Below are 18,421 nucleotides of genomic sequence, written 5' to 3'. Positions count from 1 at the left end.
GCGCGCCGCCTCCCGCGCTCAGGCCGCGTCGGCCTGCGTGCTGATGCCTTCGACGCCCTCGAACAGCTCGACTTCCGGGTGCCCGACATAGAGAGGCTTGTTGCCTCCGGCGGTGCGGTGAGCCGCGCGGAACGCCTCCGAACGCGTCCAGGCCTCGAAGTCGGCGCGCGAATTCCAGATGCTGTGCGAGGCGTAGAGCGTGTGCTCCTCGCCCGACGGGCCGCGCAGCAGATCGAACTTCTTGAAGCCCGGCACGGTGGAGAGGTGGGAATCGCGCGAACGCCAGACTTCCTCGAACTCGGCCTCCGAGCCGCGCCGCACCTTGAAACGGTTCATCGCCAGGAACATTGCCGACCTCCATCACATGTCACGGGCCAGCAATAACGCGCGGTGCGGCGGCGGTCGATCCCGGAAAGCAGAGGGCGGCATTGCGCCGCCCTCGCTCCGCCCCCAGGACCGGGACGATCACTTCAGCTTGTCGACGTCGATGCCGAAGGTGACCGCGCCGATCGCCTTGTCCTTGTCGGAGATGGTGACGCTGACCTGCGCGATCTTCTTGCCGCCGTCCTCCTCGACCTTGTCGACGAAGATGGTGCCGGGGCCGGCGCCATAGGACTTCTGCCACTTGGCCTCGTCGGCCTGCCACATGTCCGAGGTGCCATCGGTCTGGCCGACATTGAGGCCGCGGTCGTCCATCACGAACGCCTCGGTGATCACGCCACCGGAGGCTTCCTTCTTCTTGGTGAGGAACGCCGCGAGCGGGTTCTTCATGGTGGTGTCCATCAACGCCTGATCCTTCGCCTTCCATTTGGCGTCGAGGGCGTCGATGTCGCTCTGCATCAGGCGGGCATGCTCCTTGTTGGAAGCAAGAACGGCCCTGATGACGACCGGATCGCTGAGCCAGGGCTCGATGTTCTTCTTCACATAGGCGGTGGCAGCCTTGGCGTGCGGCAACTCATCCTGTGCCATGGCCGGCGCCCACGCCACGGCACACGCCGCCACCGCAAGGCCGGCGATCTTGAGACGAATATTCATTTGTTTCCTCCCGATGGACGGTCATTGCGCCATCCGGGAGGAAAAATAACACCGAAAATCGAACTCGTGACAATAGGTTCGGAAATACAAACGTTATTGCATAGCAACAATTGCCCATTACTGTCTTCGCATAAGCGAAAAAATAAATACATTATTGAGTTATGTGCAGCTTATATGAATTCGTATGCTTGTCATATGCGCACAATGTTTACGAACAACTGCAATCGAATGCGGAGCGGGACGGGCGCTCGCTCAGTATAAGGCTGTCCATCGACTTTCGTCGGATGGGAAGAGGGAACGGGTCCTCTTCCGCGACGTGAGGTTGCAGGGTGTGGCATTCTTCTGGAATGCAGAATTCTATGTTCAATGCACCGAATTTTTTATTTTTCTCCTTCGTGACGGATCGATCCCGGATCGCCGCGATTTCCGAAACACACGAAGGTGTGCGACGAAAGTCGTAGCCTACGCGTATATTCGGATGCGATTCGGCGCGGTTTGCGTCGATAATCCGTCATCGGATGAGGAGACGATTTCGCCGTCCCAGTCGTGTGGCTCCGGCCCCCACACGCCGCCATGGGCAACAACGAACGGGTCGCACCCTATAGGGAGAGGTTCAACGCCAATGAAAAGCGATCACGACGAGTTCCGTCCCCAGCCCGTGCATATCCGCATCGGACATGAAGACATCGACGTTCGATCGCTCAATTGCGCGATCGAGCTCATACGCTCGCTCCGGCACGATCGGCTCGGCAATTACGCCGAAATGCTGCTTGCTCAGATGGAAGCCGCGCGCCTGCCGCAGCAACAGGCGGAGGCCTGGACCGCCTTCCGCACGTGGTCGATCGCCTGCGGCCTCGCCGGACAGCACATTCGGGAAGCGGCCTGAAATCCTCCGATATGGGAAGAACGCGCCGTCGCCCTGCCGGGCGGCGGCGTTTGCCATTTTTCGGGCGATAACGCGACCTAACGATATCGGCGACGGCGATTCCCGCCTGCGGCCGGGATGCGCTATGTCTGACGAGGGGCAGAGTCTGCAACGAGTGATGCTGTGAAGTCGTTCCTGCTTGCCCTGTCAGCCTGCTGCGCGCTCGTGACGCCCTGCGTCGCACAGGACACAAACCGCACCGCGCTCCTCCTCGACGGCCTCGGCGTCTATGTCGCGAATTCCTATATCGGCGTCTCGGCGCTGGCGGGGCCGCTGAAGCAGCAGGGCTATCGCCCCGTCGTCGACACCCACATGATGAACCGCACGGGCAGCGAGATCCCCGTCGTCATCATCGGCCACTCGATGGGCGGAAGCGCCGGCCTCGCCTATGCACGCAAGCTCGTCCAGGCCGGTTATCCCGCGCCGCTGGTGATCACCATTGACGCCGCCCCCAACCCGCCGCCATGTCCGGTCGCCCGCTGCATCAACATTCACGGGCCGGGCTTTCCGGACGTCGCCGGCGCGCAGAACATCGACGCCTGGAAGTCGGGCGCGAACATGGTCAACCATGCGATGCTCGCCACCCACCCGGCGATTCAGCAGATGGTGCTGCGCTATACCGCGACCTTGATGGCGCAGAATACCCAGGCGGCACGTGCCACCGAGACGCGCGCCGCCGCGAGCCCTCCGGCCGCCGAGGCGAGCGTGCCGCTGCCGCCTCCTGCGCCGAGGAGAAGCGGGGAAGGCGGCTGATGAGCGGCACCCGCCTGTCCTGCGGGCGGAACGCCTCCTCGGACTGACGGGGCTACATGAGACATGCCGCAAGCGACGGACTATTCCATTCGGCAGATCGGGGCGGAGGAGGTCTCCCTCTTCCGCCAGCTGCTCGCGGTCATGGGCGAGGCCTTTGACGCGGTCGACACCTATACGCGGGCGCAGCCGCGAACGGCCTATCTGCAGACCTTGCTGGGAAGGAGGGAGTTCGTTGCCCTCGCGGCCATGCTGGGCGAGGAGGTGGTCGGCGGCCTCGCCGCCTATGAGCTTCCGAAATTCGAGCAGGAGCGCAGCGAATTCTACATCTACGATCTCGCCGTCGCCGCGCCGCATCGGCGCAGGGGCGTGGCCACGGCGCTGATCGACCGGCTGAGGGCGATCGGCGCGGCGCGTGGTGCCTATGTCATCTTCGTCCAGGCCGACCCGCCGGATGCGCCGGCCGTGGCTCTTTACGACAAGCTGGGAAAGCGTGAAGAGGTCTTCCACTTCGACATCGCCGTGGAATGACCCCGTCAATGAAAGTCCCGTGATTTCGGCATGACGCGCACATGTCGCGGATGCTGCGCGCGCGGATGGTGCGGATGCTGGAAGACATCGGCGCGCGCCATCTCGATGGTGGCGCGATGCGTCTCGGACAGGGCGAGCAGTTCTCCCGAGCGGTCGAGGACCCTCTGTCCCATGAGGTGTGCCACCCCTTCGGGACTTTTCTGCATCACCCCCTCCACCACCATCAGCCGCGCCGACATCACCTCGCGGCGGAAGCGTTCGAAAAGCCGTGCCCAGAGCAGGACGTTCACGATCCCGGTCTCGTCCTCGAGCGTGATGAAGATGGCCTTGCCGTTGCCGGGGCGCTGGCGCACCAGCACCACGCCCGCCGTCCGCACCCAGCGTCCATCGGGTAGGGCATTGGCCTCCGCGCAGCTCGCCACCTTCTCGCGCCGGAACAGCGGGCGCAGCAAGCCCATCGGGTGGCCTTTGAGCGAGAGGCGCGTCGTCTGGTAGTCGGCGACGATGTGCTCGTTCACCGGCATGAGCGGCAGCGGGTGGCGGACCTCCTCGCCCAGCTCGCTCGCCTTGGCGAAGGCGAACAGCGGCAGCGCATCGTCGTCCGGCAGGCGGCGCACCGCCCAGAGCGCCTCGCGCCGGTCGAGGCCGAGTGAGCGGAAGGCGTCCGCGTCGGCGAGGAGGCGCATGGCGCGGGCGGGCAGGGCGGCGCGGCGCATCAGCTCCTCGACGCTGCGATAGCCGGCCCCGCGCGCCTGTTCGACCTGCAGGCCCCAATCCTCCGCGAAGCCGTCGATCTGGCGGAAGCCGAGCCGCAGCGCGAAGCGCCTCCCGCCATCGGCGGCGGGCATGTTCTCCTCCAGCGTGTTGTCGTGTGCGCTGTGATTGATGTCGACGGGGCGCGGCTCGACGTCGCCATTCTCCTGCGCCTCCCGCACGATCTGCGCCGGCGCGTAGAACCCCATGGGCTGCGCGTTGAGCAGGGCGCAGGCGAAGGCGGCCGGATGGTGGCGCTTGAGATAGGAGGAGATGTAGACGAGCTTGGCGAAGGAGGCCGCGTGGCTCTCCGGAAAGCCATAGCTGCCGAAGCCCTTGATCTGCTCGAAGCAGCGCTGGGCGAAGTCACGCTGATAGCCCCGCTTCACCATGCGCTCGACCAGCATTTCCTCGAAGCGGCCGATGGTGCCGACATTGCGGAAGGTCGCCATGGCCTTGCGCAGGCCGTTCGCCTCGACATCCGTGAATTCGGCAGCGACCATGGCGAGCTTCATCGCCTGCTCCTGGAAGAGCGGCACGCCTTCGGTCTTCTTCAAAACGTCGACCAGCTCATCGGGATCATGGGGTGGGGCGGGCGAGGGGTAGTCGACCTTCTCAATCCCCGCCCGCCGCTTGAGATAGGGATGCACCATATTGCCCTGTATCGGGCCGGGCCGGACGATGGCGACCTGGATGACGAGGTCGTAGAGCTTTCGAGGCCTCAGCCGCGGCAGCATGTTCATCTGCGCGCGGCTCTCCACCTGGAAGACGCCGAGCGACTTGCCCTTGCAGAGCATGTCGTAGGTCGCGGTGTCCTCCTTCGGCAGATCCGCCAGCCCCCAGTCGATCCCCTCATGCTCGCGCAGCAGGTCGAGCGCCTTGCGGATGCAGGTCAGCATGCCGAGCGCCAGCACGTCGACCTTCATCAGACGTAGCGCGTCGATGTCGTCCTTGTCCCACTCGATGAAGGTGCGATCCTTCATGGCGGCGTTGCCGATGGGCACCATCTCGTCGAGCCGCCCGCGCGCCAGCACGAAGCCGCCGACATGCTGCGAGAGATGGCGCGGATAGCCGAGCAGCCTTCCGGCAAGGTGGACCGCCCGGCGTATCACCGGATTGCGCGGATCAAGGCCGGCTTGCCGGACGCGATCGTCGCCGAGCCTGCTGCCCCAGCTTCCCCATTGGGTATCGGCGAGCCGGGCGGTGATGTCCTCGGTGAGACCCAGCGCCTTGCCGACATCGCGTATGGCGCTGCGCGGCCGGTAGCGTATGACGGTGGCGGCGATGCCGGCGCGATGGCGGCCGTATTTCTCATAGATCCACTGGATCACCTCCTCGCGCCGCTCATGCTCGAAATCGACGTCGATGTCGGGCGGCTCGCGGCGCTCCTCGGAGATGAAGCGGGCGAAGAGCAGATCGTGGTCGGCCGGGTCGACGGCGGTGATGCCGAGCACGTAGCAGACCGCCGAATTGGCGGCCGAGCCGCGGCCCTGGCAGAGGATGCCCCGGCTGTCGGCGAATTCGACGATCTGGCGGATGGTGAGGAAATAGCGGGCATAGTCGAGCTTGGCGATCAAAGCGAGTTCCTGGTCCAGCAGGGCCTGCACCTTCTCCGTGGCGCCATCCGGATAACGGATCGGCGTCCGCCGCCGTACCAGTTCCTCCAGCCACGCCTGCGCCTCCCAGCCGGGCGGGATCGGCTCGTCGGGATATTCATAGCCGAGCTGACGCAGGTCGAACTCGACGCGCGAGAGGAAATGCTGCGTCTCCGCGATCGCCTCCGGGCAATCGCGGAACAGCCGGGCCATTTCCTGCGGCAGCTTGAGATGACGCTCGGCATTGGCTTCGAGCAGGCGGCCGGCCGTCTCGATGGTGACGCCTTCGCGGATGCAGGTCAGCACGTCCTGCAGGTCGCGCCGGGCCGGGGAGTCATACAGCACGTCATTGGTGGCAAGCAGCGGCACACCCGCCGCATCGGCGATCGCCTTGAGCCGCGCCAGCCGGCGGCGGTCGTCGCCGCGCCGGTGCATGGCGGCACCGAGCCAGATGGCGCCGGGCGCGGCCTCCACGAGACGCTGCAGCAGGCCGGGCAGGGGGGCGAGCTCCTGTCCGGGCAGGAGGATGAGAAGCAGGTCCCGCGTGTCCGAGAGCAGGTCGTCGAGATGCAGGATGCACTCGCCCTTGCCGGCCCGGAGATTGCCCTGACTCAGCAGGCGGCAGAGCCGGGCCCAGCCGGCGCGGTTCGCCGGATAGACGACGAGATCGGGCGTGCCGTCGGCAAAGACGAGGCGGCTGCCTACCGCCAACCGGAAGGCCTTCGCCTTGCGGCGCATCTCATCTTCGGTGAAGGGCAGATGGGCGAAATCCGGGTCCTCGACCCAGACATATTCGCCTGGGCTGCCGCCCTCGCGGACCTTCTCCGGTGAGGGCAGGCCATGCTCGCGCAGTTCCTCCAGCGCGCTCCAGGCACGCACCACCCCGGCGACGCTGTTGCGATCGGCGATGCCGAGGCCGACATGGCCCAGCAGCAGCGCGGTCAGCACCAGGTCCGGCCCCGGCGCGGCGCCGCGCAGGAAGGAGAAGTTCGTCGCCGCGACGAGTTCCGCGTAGCTGCTCATGCGAAAAGTCCGTGCAGGAACCAGCGCGGCGGTTCGGCGCCGGTATCGTAAAGCCCGGCGCGGAACACCCAGAAGCGGTGCCCCTGTGCATCCTCGACCCGGTAATAGTCGCGCATCGGCGGCTGCGGGCCGTCGCGCCACCATTCCGGCGCGATCCGCTCCGGCCCCTCGGCACGGGCGATCTCGTGCACCACGCGCCGCCAGCGGAAACGCAGCGGCGGGCCGTCCGGCACCTCGGCGAGCGTCTCGATCGGCTGCGGCGGCTCGAAGATCTGGATCGGCCGGCCCGGAGGGTCGCCGACCTGCGGCTCCGGCCAGGGCGCCGCCGGCTCGACGCGTGCCGTCGCGGGAACCATCACCGCCTGCCGACGCGGATCGTGGGTATCGCGCGCGGCAAAGCGCAGCACGCGGTCGCGACCGAAGCGGGCGACGAGCCGGTCCACCAGCTCCAGCACCTCGTGATCCTCGGCATGCCGCCTGTCGAGGCTCGTCTGAACCTCGTCCAGCGGCTCGCACAAGGGAACGGCGAGCTTGATCGCATCGAAGCCGAAGCCGGGATCGAGCGGATCGGCGAGCGTGTCGGCCCGCTCGCGCCAGAGCCGCAGGATCGCCGCCGCGTCGCGCGACGGCCGGCCCGTCTCGATGGCGAGGCGGCGGACGGCGCCGTCGGAGCGGAAGAAGGCGATCTCGAACAGGCGTCCGCCTTCGCCTCGCCGTTCCAGTATCCGCGCGGCCTCCTGGACGAGGCCCGAAATGGCGTCCTCGAGCGCGGAGGCGAGCGTCACCGGATCGGGGAAATGGCGTTCCACCACGCAATCGGGAGGCGGCCGGAGCGGCGTGATGCGCACATCCTCCCGGCCAAGCAGGCGGCGGAGCTGCACAATCAGCGCCTCGCCGAACCGGGCCGCCAGCGTCTCCGGCCGACGGTCGGCGAGATCGCCGATCGTCTTCAGCCCGGCCCGTGTCAGCGCCGTCACTGTTTCCGCCTGCACGCCAAGCGCGATGAGGGGGAGCGGGCGGATCGCCGCCTCGTCCCCACCGGGTGGAACGATGCCGCCCCTGCCGAAGCGCGCCATCGCCTGCGCCGACTGCGGTGTGCCGGCGATGGCTGTGCGGTGATCGAGCCCCGCCGCCGCCATGCAGCGGCCGACCAGCGCCATCAGGCGCGCCTCGCCGCCGAAGAGATGGGCGCAGCCGGTGATGTCGAGGGTCAGCCCATGCGGCGGATCGAGCGCGACCAGCGGCGTGAAGCGGTCGCAATAGGCCGCCACCCGCTCCAGCAGCATCCGGTCGGCGTCCGGATCGGCCTGAAACGCCGGCAGATCGGGAATGCGCGCGCGCGCATCGGCGAGCGTCATGCCCGGCGTGAGGCCGAGGGCGAGGGCCGGGCGGTTGCAATCCGACAGCCTGAGCGCGCCGCGATCCTTGCCGATCAGGACGAAGGGCCGGTCACGCGGTACGGCGCAGGGCGACGACCGGATCACCCGATCCGCCGGCAGGAAGGGGAGCCAGAGGGCGAGATAGCGGCGCGCTGTCTCCGATGCTGCGGGCGACGGACGGCTCGGCCGCCGAACGGAAAGATCCTGCATCACGGTTCCACTCCACATGCCATTCCTGCTCGCCCAGGCCTCCGCGATGGCGCAGCAGCCGGAGGGTGAAAGCCGGCGCGCCGGGTGCGTTCGCCTCCAGGGCGCGCGAGGGACGCCCGACGACCAGCCAGCGTGTCTGCGCCGCGCTGGGCGAGGGTTGCGCCATCCGCAGCAGCACGGTCATGACGCCGGAGGTCTGTGCCGCCAGCACTAGCCGGCGGCTGGCCGTCAGGTCGAGAAGGCGCGGCGAGCCGAGCGGCTCGATCAGCACGGCTCCCAGCGCCGCGCATCGCGCCCCCTCCGCTCCCGCGCGCAGCACCGCCGCGGCATCCGGGGCCGCCATGAAAAGGAAGCGCGACGGATCGAGCCCGAACTCCGCGAGGCCGGGGGGATAAGGGTTGCCCGCCTCCGCCGCGAGTCTGTCCTGCCGCACCCAGAGGATCGGCCGCCCATGCGCCGCGCGCCAGGCGAGTCCGAGCGCGACCGCCGTCGCCGCCGGCACGTCGGCTGCACCCGCGGCATAGATCTCGTGCAGGGCTGCCCGCACGAGGCCTCCATCGAGGTGGCCGTCGAGCTCGGGGAGGCCGAAAGCCACCCGTCCGTGCCCATCGGGCATGTCGCCGCTGGCCAGTCCGGCGAGACGGCGGCGCAATGCGGCCAGTGTAGCGGTTCGGTTCATGGCATGGGCTTAAGGAATGTTCTCTATTTGTTCCATCTTAAGAAGAACGCTCCCGAAAAGCGAGTCCCTCGTCCCCTCATGTCACCAGGGACAGAAGCCGAGCGATTGGTATCATCCTTGCGTGTAGGACCGATCATGCGCTGAAGCGGACGAACTCGCCGGGGAAAGGATGCGGGCCTGAGGCCCGCCGGTGCGGTTTGCGGGCGAAAAGCATCGTTCGCCGCCGCAAGCTCAAGAGGAGTTTGCACCATGCAGGGCAGACAGCGCCCAGGAAATGAGCCGTGGCGGATCGGCGTGCTGTTCGCCCGGAACGGCTGCACCTCCGAGGTCGAGCGCACGCAGCTCTTCGGAACCCTGCTGGCCGTCGAGGAGATCAATGCCGCCGGCGGCGTTAACGGCCGGGAGATAGTGCCGATCGTCTATGAGCCTGGCTCGGCGAGCATGTCCTATGTCTATCTCGCCCGGAAGCTAATGGTGGAGGACGGCGTCACCTCCATCTTCGGCTGCTACACCTCGGCAAGCCGCAAGGCGATCATGCCCGTCGTCGAGCGCTTCAACGGCCTGCTCTGGTACCCGACACCCTATGAGGGGTTCGAGGCCTCGCCGAACGTCATCTATACCGGCGCGGCGCCGAACCAGACCATCGTCAAGCTCTGCTCCTATCTGATGCGCGTCTATGGTCCGCGCTTCTTCCTGATCGGCTCGGACTATGTCTATCCGCGGCAGACGAACCGCTTCCTGCGGGAATATCTCGTCTCGCAGGGCGGCAGCGTCGCCGCCGAGCACTATGTCGACATCCATGCCCCGCGCCGCGATTTCGAACCGATCGTCCGCGCCATCAGGAACAGCGGCGCCGACGTGATCTTCTCCACGGTGGTGGGGCAGGGGACCAGCCATCTCTATCAGGCCTATGCCGACGCCGGGCTCGATCCCAAGCGCATCCCCATCGCCAGCCTGACGACGACCGAGGCGGAGATCAACGCCATGGGCTGCGACGTCGGCGAGGCCCACATCACCGCCGCCTGCTATTTCGAGAGCATCCAGGGTTCGACCAACGCGTCCTTCGTCTCGCGCTTCAAGAAGCGCTACGGCGAGCAGGCGGCGCCCAACGTGTGCGCCGAGACCGCCTATTTCCAGATCTACCTGTTCGCCCAGGCGCTGGAGAAGGCGGGCACGCTCGATACCGACGTGCTGCGGCCCTATGTGCTCGGCTCCTCCATCGACGCGCCGCAGGGACGTGTCAGCATCAGCGAGACCGGACACGCCGACCTCTGGACGCGCATCGGCCGCGCCAATCGTGCCGGCGGCTTCGATCTCGTGGTCGAATCCCAGGGCCCGGTGCTGGCCGATCCCTTCTTCCTGTGCGGTCCGGTCGAGTGAAAGCGACCGGACCCGAGTGCCCCGGAGCCGACATGAAAGACGCCGATATGCCGAGCAGTCCCGAGAAGGTGGAAAACAGCGGGTTCGGCACGCTGCGCACGCTTCAGGGCCTGCGCGTCGTCGTCGAGACCGACGTCGAGGACCAGCTCGACCTCCTGCTGCGCGAGCTCAAGAAGCTGCGGGTGCTACCCCGATTGGTCAATCGTCGGGCGGACATCCTGCCGGCCGATGGCGAGGTCATCTTCTGCGACTATTCACCCGGCCTCGCGCGCCGGATGCCGTGGCCGATCGGCGAGGCGACCGCCGCGCTGGTGATCATGCTCCCCCCGGATAGCGAAGCCTTCTCGTCGTCGATGCTGGAAGCGGTGACGCCGGATGCGGTGCTCGCCCGCCCGTTCACCGCCAATGCCATCAAGGCAAGCCTCGTCATGGGGTTCAGCCAGTTCCGCTATGAGCGGCGGCTGCGCAGCAAGGCGGCCAAGCTGGAGGAGAACCTGCGCGCCATGCGCGCCATCGAGCGCGCCAAGTCCATCGTCATGAGCACGCGCGGCGTGGGCAGCGAGGAGGCGTATCAATATATCCGCTCGCAGGCGATGGCGCGGCGCCTCTCCGTCAGCAGCTTCGCCGAGGCCATCGTCTCCTCCTTCGACCTGCTCGGCGGACTGCCGCAGAGCTGAAGAACGACCGTCGCCGGCGCTTGTGCGCAGGCGGCGATGGCGGTTTAATCGTTTCGCTCTGCCGTGAACGGCAGACGTTTCCTCGACAACAGCGTCGAGCGCGGCAGGACATGCCGCTCATCCTTCCCAAACCGCCCGCCGGATACCGCGATGCCGCTTCGAGCGTCGCGGGAGACGCACATGCCTGCCGTGGAGCTGCACGATGAATCTCGACGCCTATCGCGTTTCGATCGAACCCTATTACCGGAGCGTCGGCGACGAGGTCGCCATATTCGAGGCGGCCTATGCGAGCCGCCTGCCGGTGATGCTCAAGGGGCCGACCGGCTGCGGCAAGACGCGTTTCGTCGAGTACATGGCCTGGAAGCTCGGCCGGCCGCTGATCACCGTCGCCGCGCATGAGGACATGACGGCGGCTGACCTCGCCGGACGTTTCCTGCTGAGCCCGGAGGGCACGGTCTGGCACGACGGGCCGCTGACACTCGCCGTGCGCCACGGCGCGATCTGCTATCTCGACGAGATCGTGGAGGCGCGGCAGGACACCACCGTCGTGATCCATCCGCTGACCGATGCGCGGCGCGTCTTGCCGCTGGAAAAGCGCAACGAGCTGATCCAGGCGCATGCCGATTTCGAGCTCGTGATCTCCTACAACCCCGGCTACCAGAGCGCGGTGAAGGACCTGAAGGAATCCACCAAGCAGCGCTTCGTTGCCATCGACTTCGACTATCCGGCACCGGCGCTGGAAGCCGAGATCGTGGCCCGCGAGGCTGGCACCGGTGGAGAGCTCGCCCACACCCTCGTCGCGGTCGCGGCGTGTTCGCGCAATCTGCGCGGGCAGGGGCTCGATGAAGGCGCCTCGACCCGCATGCTGATCCATACCGGACGCCTCATCGCCGGCGGGGTGCCGCTGGAAGCAGCCATCCGCTCCGCCATCGTCCTGCCGATCACCGACGACGCGGATGTGCGTGACGCGCTGGACGCGGCGATCGCGGCCTGCCTGCCATGAACGAGGTCGTCATGCCGGTTGCGGCCGCACCGGTCGGCGCCGAGCTTGGCCGGCTCATGCGGGGGCGGGAAGCCCTGCGCGCGAGCTTCGTGCAGACCTGGCAGGTCCTGAGCCGACGTCACGACCCTGCCGCGCTGGAACCTTGGGCGGCCGGCACGCTCGAACTCGTCAATGTGAATGCAGGGGCGAGCTGCCTTCTGGCCTTCTGGCGGGCGAGCATCGAGCTTTCGACGCGCCATTCGCCCGCCTCCCTCGGCATGGCGGCACGCGCCGCCGCCGATATCTGCCGTCACGCCGGTGCCCGCGCGGCGACCGAGATGCTCGACATCTATCCCAGGCTCGACGGCCGGCTGGCGACACCCGACGAGCGCAGTGCCTGGTGGCGCATCCTGGTCGGGCTGGCCCGGGCGGCACCCGAATGCGTGTCGCTGGCGGCTGCCAGCGCGGAGCGGCTGCTGGCCGCCGGCGGCCCCGACAGCTTCGAAACCTTCGTCATGACCGGACTGAAGGTCGGCACCGACCGCGCGAAACGCCTGCGCTTCTTCAGCCTGGAGGACCCGCTCGCGCAAAGGCTCGTCGAGCGGGCTGGCGGCGGGCCCGGCTTTGCCGAGCTGGAGCAGGGCCTGAAACGCTTTCTGACAGCGCTTTGGGCCGGCAGCGCGCATTTTCAGCCGAACCTCCAACCTCTCCCGACACCCGCAGGCAATGAGGTGTCGCGGAGGACCAATATTGCCGGACCTGTCATCCGGTTGCCCGACATCTTCGCCGGCGTGAACGGAGATGCCGCGCGCAGCCTTTTCCGCGCCGCCGCCGCCCACGCCGCGGCACATCTCGCGCTCGGCGCGCCACGTTTCGCGATCGGCAAGGTGAAACCCGTGCAGATGGCCTGCATCGGGCTCATCGAGGATGCGCGCATCGAGACGCGGGCGATGCGCCGTTTCCCCGGCTTGAGGCGCCTGTGGGCGCCCTATCATGTCGCCGAGCCCGTGCCGGAGCCGCTCGCCTCGCTGCTGCTGGCGCGCGTCGCGCGGGGACTGTTCGACCCGGGTTATCAGGACCCCGATGCCCTGATCGACAAGGCTAGAAACCTGTTCCGCGACGCATCGCCCCGCATCGAGGACCCGGCGATCAGCTTCGACATCGGCACGCGCCTCGCCAACGACATCGCCCAGCGGCGCATCCGCTTCGACGCGCGCGGCTATCTGGTCGAGCCGATCTATCGCGACGACGGCCTCTGCCTGTGGGATTTCGGCGATCAGGACGCCGAGCGGATCGAGGAGGTCGACCTCGCGATCGATGCCGCGCGCATCGAGCGGCGCGAAACCGACGAGGCACCCGAAGCGGACGAGCCCGAGCAGAGCCCATCCTCCGGCCGTGCCCGGCCGAAGGCGGCCGACGAGCGCGGCATCGTGCTCGGCCTCTATCCCGAATGGGACGCCACCGCCGGGATCGAGCGCCCCGACTGGACGACCGTTCGGTCCGTCGCGCCGGCGGCGGGCGACGTTCGGGAATTCACACGCGCGCTCGAACGGGCAGGGGCTCTTCGCGCCCGCATAGGCCGTCTGGTACGGGCGGCGAAGGTGGGCCGCGCCACGCGGCTCAAGCGGCAGGCCGAAGGCCATGCGCTCGACATCGACGCGGCGATCGATGCCGCCGTCAGCCGGCACGCCGGCGAGACCCCGGACGAACGGGTCTTCATCTCCTCCGCGCGCCACCAGCGCGACCTCGCCGTGCTGGTGCTGATCGACACATCGGAATCCACCCGCGACCGCCTGGCCAGCGGTGCGAGCATTCTCGACATCGAAAAGATCGCGGTCGCGATGCTGGCCGAGGCCATGGCGGGCCTGGGCGACGATTTCGCCCTCGTCGCGTTCTCGTCCGCAGGTCGCGAGGATGTCCGGCTGACGCATCTCAAGCGCTTCGAAGTCGGCTATGGACAGGCCGAGGCCTCCTGCCTCGCCGGCCTGCAACCCGGCTTCTCGACCCGCCTCGGCACGGCGCTGCGCCATGCCGGCACCGAGATCGCGGCAGTGCGCAGCTTCCGCAAGCTGATCCTCGTGCTCACCGACGGCGAGCCCTCGGATATCGATGTCGAGAATCCCGACGATCTCGCGCAGGACGCCCGCCGCGCCGTGCTCAGCCTTCACGCGAGGGGCATCGACACCTTCGGCGTGACGCTGGATCCGCGCAGCGTAGGCTCGGGCGCGAAGATCTTCGGCAAGGCGAACGCGATGCCGGTGCGCCGGATCGAGGATCTACCGATGCGGCTTTCCGAACTCTATTTCCGGCTGTCGCGACGCTGACAGGACGTGGAGGGCCGGGCGGCGCGGAACGCCGCCCGGTGCAGAGGTCAGCGGTGCGTCGCCGCCTTGTTCGGGATGCCCTCGATCGGGCACTCGTCGGTGCCGACCGTCGGCCGCGTGAAGGCCTCGACCATCTCGCGCGTGCCTTCGGGATCGGCGATCCACTTCTTGTAGAAGTCGTAGGGGCAGGCGGCCTCGCCCTTCTCGCTCTCGCCGGAATTGATCATCCCGGTGTAGCCGCGATGAACCAGCTTGAAGAGATGGTTCTGCGACTGTCCGTTGCGCCGCGCATCGCGGATCAGCGAGGTGGAGAGCTGGGCGTACTGGATGCCGTATTCCTCCTCGCCGCACTCGCCGAGCGTGCGGCCGTCGAAGCCGACGATCGCCGAATGGCCGAAATAGGAATAGACCCCGTCGAAGCCGGCCGCATTCGCCACCGCCACATAGACGTTATTCGCCCAGGCCATCGCCTTGGCCATCACCACCTGCTGGTCCTTGGCCGGATACATGTAGCCCTGGCAGCGCACGATCAGCTCGGCGCCCTTCATCGCGCAGTCGCGCCAGATTTCCGGATAGTTGCCGTCGTCGCAGATGATCAGCGAGACCTTCAGCCCCTTCGGACCGTCGGAGACATAGGTGCAGTTGCCGGGATACCAGCCCTCGATCGGAACCCACGGCATGATCTTGCGGTACTTCTGGACGATCTCGCCCTTGTCGTTCATCAGGATGAGCGTGTTGTAGGGCGCCTTGTTCGGGTGCTCCTCGTGCTGCTCGCCGGTCAGCGAGAACACGCCCCAGACCTTGGCCTTGCGGCACGCTTCCGCGAAGATTTCCGTCTCGTCGCCCGGCACGGTCGAGGCGGTTTCATACATCTCCTTGGAATCATACATGATTCCGTGGGTCGAATATTCCGGGAAGATGACCAGATCCATGCCCGGCAGGCCGATTTTCATGCCGACGATCATGTCGGCGATCTTGCGGGCATTGGCCAGCACCTCGGCCTTCGTATGCAGGCGCGGCATCTTGTAGTTCACCACCGCGACGCCGACGGTGTCCTTGCTGGATGAAATATCGCCATGCAGCATCTTCGTGCTCCCGTATCGTTGATCGCGCGCCACTGCGACGTGGTCGACGACCACGCCATGGCCCAGACGGAAGCCCGCTGCGGCGCAACAATGAGGATGATGTTGGGGTGGTTGGGGCAGGTGAAACTACAAGCCGCCCGTGCTCGCTCGGAGCAGGGCGGTGCTGTCACCTGCGCGGACCGACAGTTCTGTCAGCCCGAAATGACGCTGCCGACGATGATGTCCAAGCGTCTATGCTGAAAGGTAATCATCTTTCCCGCACCGCATCAAGTGCGCGGCGGGCGGACCGATCACGAAACAAGGCCACATTCCGCCAAAAGCAGGCGGCGAAAGCCCTATCGCATGGCCATGACCATGCGATAGGCCCCGATAAGTATGAGGACGGCGAAGATGCCGAATATGATGGTTTCCATCGTCCCCTCGCGAGAAATTTGGATAACCAAAGTACTCATCCATCAACGTCAAGTCAAAATTCATAAAATATCTGTGTTTTTGCGTATCTTTTATTTCAAAATTGCGCACGATTTCAGTGCAGGAAAGTGAAGTACTTGCCTCTGAAAGATGAGCTAATTACCTTTTAGCGGTACAATAAAACCTAGAAGCTGAAGCGCTCCCCGCGCCTCAGACAGCCAGAACGGCACGCTTCTGGCCGACGGCTCGACCGGCAGCCGAGGGGCTTTCCAGTCGCCCATGCGCCGCCGCGATCGGCATGAGGCGCGCGAGAATGGAAGGTGGCGCCGCGGTCGCGCGCCCGGCCTTGCTGTCCACGTGCAGCATCATCTGTTCGGCGGTGGCGATCTCCCGGGCGGGCGAACCGGCGAAGAGCCGGTGGAACAGGTGGATGCGCTTCTCGTCAGCCGCCAATATCTGGCAGGTGCACCGCACCCCTTCACCGAGCCTGGCCTCGTCGAGGTGACGCAGATGCGTCTCCACCGTGTAGTAGCTGTGCCCGCCCTCGACATAGGCCATGTCGACGCCGATCAGGCGAAGCAGGGCATCAGTCGTGTCGCCGAACACCTGCAGATAGCGGTGCTCGGTCATGTGGCCGTTATAGTCGATCCAGGCCGGCGATACGCGCGTCTCGACCAGCGCAAGCGGCTCCGAGACATCCGGTGTGCCCGGCGCCGCCCGCGCCTGCAACCGGCGTTCGAAATCGCCGAGCAGCTTGCCCGCACCCCAGCCCTCGCCGCCGCGACCGGCCTTCAGCGCCTGCACGATGCCGACGAGGTTCTCATCGCGGATGCGCTCCAGCTCGCGGATCGACAGGCCGGCGGCCTGCGCGTCCGACTGCGCGCCGATCTTCTCGACGAGGGCATCGTCGAGATCGACCACATCGGTCAGCTTGGTCCACGGCCATTGCAGGCAGGGGCCGAACTGGGCGAGGAAGTGGCGCATGCCGGCCTCGCCGCCGGCGATGCGATAGGTCTGGAACAGGCCCATCTGCGCCCAGCGCAGGCCGAAGGAATAGCGGATCACGTCGTCGAGCGTCTCGACGTCGCAGATATCGTCCTTGATCAGCCACAGCGCCTCGCGCCACAGCGCCTCCAGCAGCCGGTCGCCGACGAAGGCCTCGATCTCGCGGGCGATCACGACGCCCTTCATGCCGATGGCGTCGAGCACCGCCTTCGCCCGCTCGATGGTGGCAGGCGCCGTCGCCGTGCCACCGACGATCTCGACCAGCGGCAGCAGATAGACCGGATTGTAGGGATGGGCAACGAAGAGCCGCCCGGGATGGGTCAGCTCCGCCTGAAGGTCCGAGGGCTTGAGGCCCGAGGTCGAGGAGCCGATCAGCGCATCGGCCGGGCAGGCGGCGTCGATCTCCCCCAGCACGCGCCGCTTGAGGTCGAGCCGCTCCGGCACGCTCTCCTGCACCCATTGCGCATCGGCGACCGCCTCGGCGAGGCTCGCGCAGAAGGAGAGGCGGCCGCGCGGCGGCAGCGGCGCGTTGGTCAGCAGACCATAGGCGCGCTCGGCATTAGCGAGCACCTCGCCGACGATGCGTGTCGCTTCCGGATGCGGGTCGAACACCTTCACGTCGATGCCGGCGAGCAGGAAGCGGGCGATCCAGCCGCCGCCAATGACGCCGCCGCCGACACAGGCCGCGCGGGAGACAGGGGCAAGGCTCGTCATGGTCACCGCTCCTCAGCGCTTGGTGAGCTTCAGCTTCGCGCGGACCTCGGCCGGGCCGATGATCCGGGCACCCATGCCGCTCACCACCGTCGCCGCCTTCTCGACCAGTTGGGCGTTGGTGGCGAGCTGACCCTTGCCGACATAGAGGTTGTCCTCCAGCCCGACGCGCACATTGCCGCCGGCGAGAACCGCCGCCGCGGGATAGGCGAGCGCGTTGCGGCCGATGGAGAAGGCGGAGAAGGTCCAGCTCGACGGCAGGTTGTTCACCATCGCCATGAAGGTGTTGAGGTCGTCCGGCGCTCCCCACGGAATGCCCATGCAGAGCTGGATCAGCACCGGGTCCTCGATCAGCCCTTCCTCGACGAGCTGCTTGGCGAACCACAGATGCCCCGTGTCGAACGCCTCGATCTCCGGCCGCACGCCCAGCGCCGTCATCTGCCGCGCCATCTCGCGCAGCATGGACGGCGTGTTGGTCATGACATAGTCGCCGAGATTGAAGTTCATCGTGCCGCAATCGAGCGTGCAGATCTCCGGCAGGCACTCGGCGACATGGGCGACGCGCTCGGTGGCTCCCGCCATGTCGGTCGCGGCCTCGTTCAGCGGGAACGGCGCCTCGACGCTGCCGAAGACGAGGTCGCCGCCCATGCCGGCGGTGAGGTTCAGCACCACGTCGATCTCGGCGGAGCGGATGCGGTCGGTGACCTCGCGGAACAGATCGCGTCGGCGCGAGGCTGCGCCGGTCTCCGGATCGCGCACATGGCAATGCACCACGGCGGCACCCGCCTTTGCGGCATCGATGGCGGATTCGGCGATCTGCTTCGGCGTCACCGGCACCTGCGGCGAGCGCCCGACCGTGTCGCCGGCACCGGTGACGGCGCAGGTGATGAAGACATCGCGGTTCATCGACAAGGGCATGTGCTGGCTCCCGAACTGATGCACCGAGCTTGACGCGAAACCGCAACT

Annotated in this window: 15 protein-coding genes; 6 read left to right on the top strand and 9 right to left on the bottom strand. The window is 67.0% G+C overall.

Translation table 11 applies throughout. The features are described 5' to 3' along the window. Window positions 1–18 precede the first annotated feature (18 nt). From U742_RS0119245 to U742_RS23270, 3 genes are all read right to left on the bottom strand, one after another. Entirely contained in the window at window positions 19–348 is a 330-nt protein-coding gene (locus tag U742_RS0119245; protein ID WP_029356011.1) for an antibiotic biosynthesis monooxygenase family protein, read from the bottom strand. A gap of 117 nt (window positions 349–465) precedes the next feature. After that, entirely contained in the window at window positions 466–1,035 is a 570-nt protein-coding gene (locus U742_RS0119240; protein WP_029356008.1) for a hypothetical protein, read from the bottom strand. Between the two features lie 613 nt (window positions 1,036–1,648). Continuing rightward, window positions 1,649–1,978, bottom strand: a complete 330-nt coding sequence (locus U742_RS23270; protein ID WP_156034276.1) for a hypothetical protein — start codon at window positions 1,976–1,978, stop codon at window positions 1,649–1,651. 105 nt (window positions 1,979–2,083) lie between these two features. Here U742_RS23270 and U742_RS0119230 point away from each other — a divergent pair, with 105 nt between their 5' ends. Together U742_RS0119230 and U742_RS0119225 are read left to right on the top strand one after the other, a co-directional pair. Next, window positions 2,084–2,713, top strand: a complete 630-nt coding sequence (locus U742_RS0119230) for an alpha/beta hydrolase family protein (RefSeq protein ID WP_051661340.1) — start codon at window positions 2,084–2,086, stop codon at window positions 2,711–2,713. A 63-nt stretch (window positions 2,714–2,776) separates the two neighbouring features. Further along, window positions 2,777–3,241: an AAC(3)-I family aminoglycoside N-acetyltransferase gene (locus U742_RS0119225; RefSeq protein ID WP_029356002.1), complete on the top strand. Its 465-nt coding sequence runs from the start codon at window positions 2,777–2,779 to the stop codon at window positions 3,239–3,241. 5 nt (window positions 3,242–3,246) lie between these two features. Here the strand turns inward: U742_RS0119225 and U742_RS0119220 are convergent, their stop codons facing one another. Genes U742_RS0119220 through U742_RS23640 form a run of 3 tightly spaced genes read right to left on the bottom strand, consistent with a single transcriptional unit; the run spans window position 3,247 to window position 8,880 of the window. Next, complete coding sequence (locus U742_RS0119220) at window positions 3,247–6,612, bottom strand: error-prone DNA polymerase (RefSeq protein WP_029355999.1); 3,366 nt, start codon at window positions 6,610–6,612, stop codon at window positions 3,247–3,249. Further along, entirely contained in the window at window positions 6,609–8,096 is a 1,488-nt protein-coding gene (locus U742_RS0119215; protein ID WP_248310422.1) for a Y-family DNA polymerase, read from the bottom strand. Before U742_RS0119215 ends, U742_RS0119220 begins: the two co-directional genes overlap by 4 nt. Beyond that, on the bottom strand, window positions 8,062–8,880 hold the full coding sequence (locus tag U742_RS23640) for an ImuA family protein (RefSeq protein WP_038362184.1): 819 nt from the start codon (window positions 8,878–8,880) through the stop codon (window positions 8,062–8,064). The genes U742_RS0119215 and U742_RS23640 overlap by 35 nt, the downstream gene beginning before the upstream one ends. 249 nt (window positions 8,881–9,129) lie before the next feature. On the opposite strand from U742_RS23640, the gene U742_RS0119205 reads away from it, so the two are divergent. The 4 genes from U742_RS0119205 (at window position 9,130) to U742_RS0119190 (ending at window position 14,243) form a co-directional block, all read left to right on the top strand. Continuing rightward, on the top strand, window positions 9,130–10,260 hold the full coding sequence (locus U742_RS0119205) for a transporter substrate-binding domain-containing protein (RefSeq protein WP_029355993.1): 1,131 nt from the start codon (window positions 9,130–9,132) through the stop codon (window positions 10,258–10,260). Between the two features lie 32 nt (window positions 10,261–10,292). Next, window positions 10,293–10,937, top strand: a complete 645-nt coding sequence (locus U742_RS0119200; protein WP_029355991.1) for an ANTAR domain-containing response regulator — start codon at window positions 10,293–10,295, stop codon at window positions 10,935–10,937. A 202-nt stretch (window positions 10,938–11,139) separates the two neighbouring features. After that, entirely contained in the window at window positions 11,140–11,940 is an 801-nt protein-coding gene (locus U742_RS0119195; protein ID WP_029355989.1) for a CbbQ/NirQ/NorQ/GpvN family protein, read from the top strand. An 11-nt stretch (window positions 11,941–11,951) separates the two neighbouring features. Continuing rightward, window positions 11,952–14,243, top strand: coding sequence for a VWA domain-containing protein (locus U742_RS0119190; RefSeq protein WP_029355987.1), 2,292 nt, complete (start codon window positions 11,952–11,954; stop codon window positions 14,241–14,243). A gap of 47 nt (window positions 14,244–14,290) precedes the next feature. Here U742_RS0119190 and U742_RS0119185 read toward each other — a convergent pair whose 3' ends face one another. From U742_RS0119185 to U742_RS0119165, 3 genes are all read right to left on the bottom strand, one after another. Further along, complete coding sequence (locus U742_RS0119185) at window positions 14,291–15,328, bottom strand: aliphatic amidase (RefSeq protein ID WP_029355985.1); 1,038 nt, start codon at window positions 15,326–15,328, stop codon at window positions 14,291–14,293. Between the two features lie 621 nt (window positions 15,329–15,949). After that, window positions 15,950–17,458, bottom strand: coding sequence for a carnitine 3-dehydrogenase (locus U742_RS0119170; protein WP_029355980.1), 1,509 nt, complete (start codon window positions 17,456–17,458; stop codon window positions 15,950–15,952). Window positions 17,459–17,470: 12 nt separating this feature from the next. Further along, window positions 17,471–18,373 carry a 3-dehydrocarnitine:acetyl-CoA trimethylamine transferase BcoG gene (locus U742_RS0119165; RefSeq protein ID WP_029355979.1) on the bottom strand — a complete coding sequence of 301 codons (903 nt, stop codon included), beginning with the start codon at window positions 18,371–18,373 and terminating at the stop codon, window positions 17,471–17,473. Window positions 18,374–18,421 lie beyond the last annotated feature (48 nt).

Origin of the sequence: Allobosea sp. 117, from assembly GCF_000702305.1 — a bacterium.
Taxonomy (GTDB): Bacteria; Pseudomonadota; Alphaproteobacteria; order Rhizobiales; family Xanthobacteraceae; genus Ancylobacter.
This window is presented reverse-complemented; position numbering and strand designations above follow the sequence as displayed.

Bases quoted from the DNA above. Each gene is read 5' to 3' on its own strand.
- U742_RS0119195 (WP_029355989.1), top strand. From the start codon at position 11,140: ATGAATCTCGACGCCTATCGCGTTTCGATCGAACCCTATTACCGGAGC.
- U742_RS0119185 (WP_029355985.1), bottom strand. From the start codon at position 15,328: ATGCTGCATGGCGATATTTCATCCAGCAAGGACACCGTCGGCGTCGCG.
- U742_RS0119225 (WP_029356002.1), top strand. From the start codon at position 2,777: ATGCCGCAAGCGACGGACTATTCCATTCGGCAGATCGGGGCGGAGGAG.
- U742_RS0119170 (WP_029355980.1), bottom strand. From the start codon at position 17,458: ATGACGAGCCTTGCCCCTGTCTCCCGCGCGGCCTGTGTCGGCGGCGGC.
- U742_RS0119200 (WP_029355991.1), top strand. From the start codon at position 10,293: ATGAAAGACGCCGATATGCCGAGCAGTCCCGAGAAGGTGGAAAACAGC.
- U742_RS0119190 (WP_029355987.1), top strand. From the start codon at position 11,952: ATGCCGGTTGCGGCCGCACCGGTCGGCGCCGAGCTTGGCCGGCTCATG.
- U742_RS0119240 (WP_029356008.1), bottom strand. From the start codon at position 1,035: ATGAATATTCGTCTCAAGATCGCCGGCCTTGCGGTGGCGGCGTGTGCC.
- U742_RS23640 (WP_038362184.1), bottom strand. From the start codon at position 8,880: ATGAACCGAACCGCTACACTGGCCGCATTGCGCCGCCGTCTCGCCGGA.
- U742_RS0119245 (WP_029356011.1), bottom strand. From the start codon at position 348: ATGTTCCTGGCGATGAACCGTTTCAAGGTGCGGCGCGGCTCGGAGGCC.
- U742_RS0119205 (WP_029355993.1), top strand. From the start codon at position 9,130: ATGCAGGGCAGACAGCGCCCAGGAAATGAGCCGTGGCGGATCGGCGTG.
- U742_RS0119220 (WP_029355999.1), bottom strand. From the start codon at position 6,612: ATGAGCAGCTACGCGGAACTCGTCGCGGCGACGAACTTCTCCTTCCTG.
- U742_RS23270 (WP_156034276.1), bottom strand. From the start codon at position 1,978: ATGGCAAACGCCGCCGCCCGGCAGGGCGACGGCGCGTTCTTCCCATAT.
- U742_RS0119165 (WP_029355979.1), bottom strand. From the start codon at position 18,373: ATGCCCTTGTCGATGAACCGCGATGTCTTCATCACCTGCGCCGTCACC.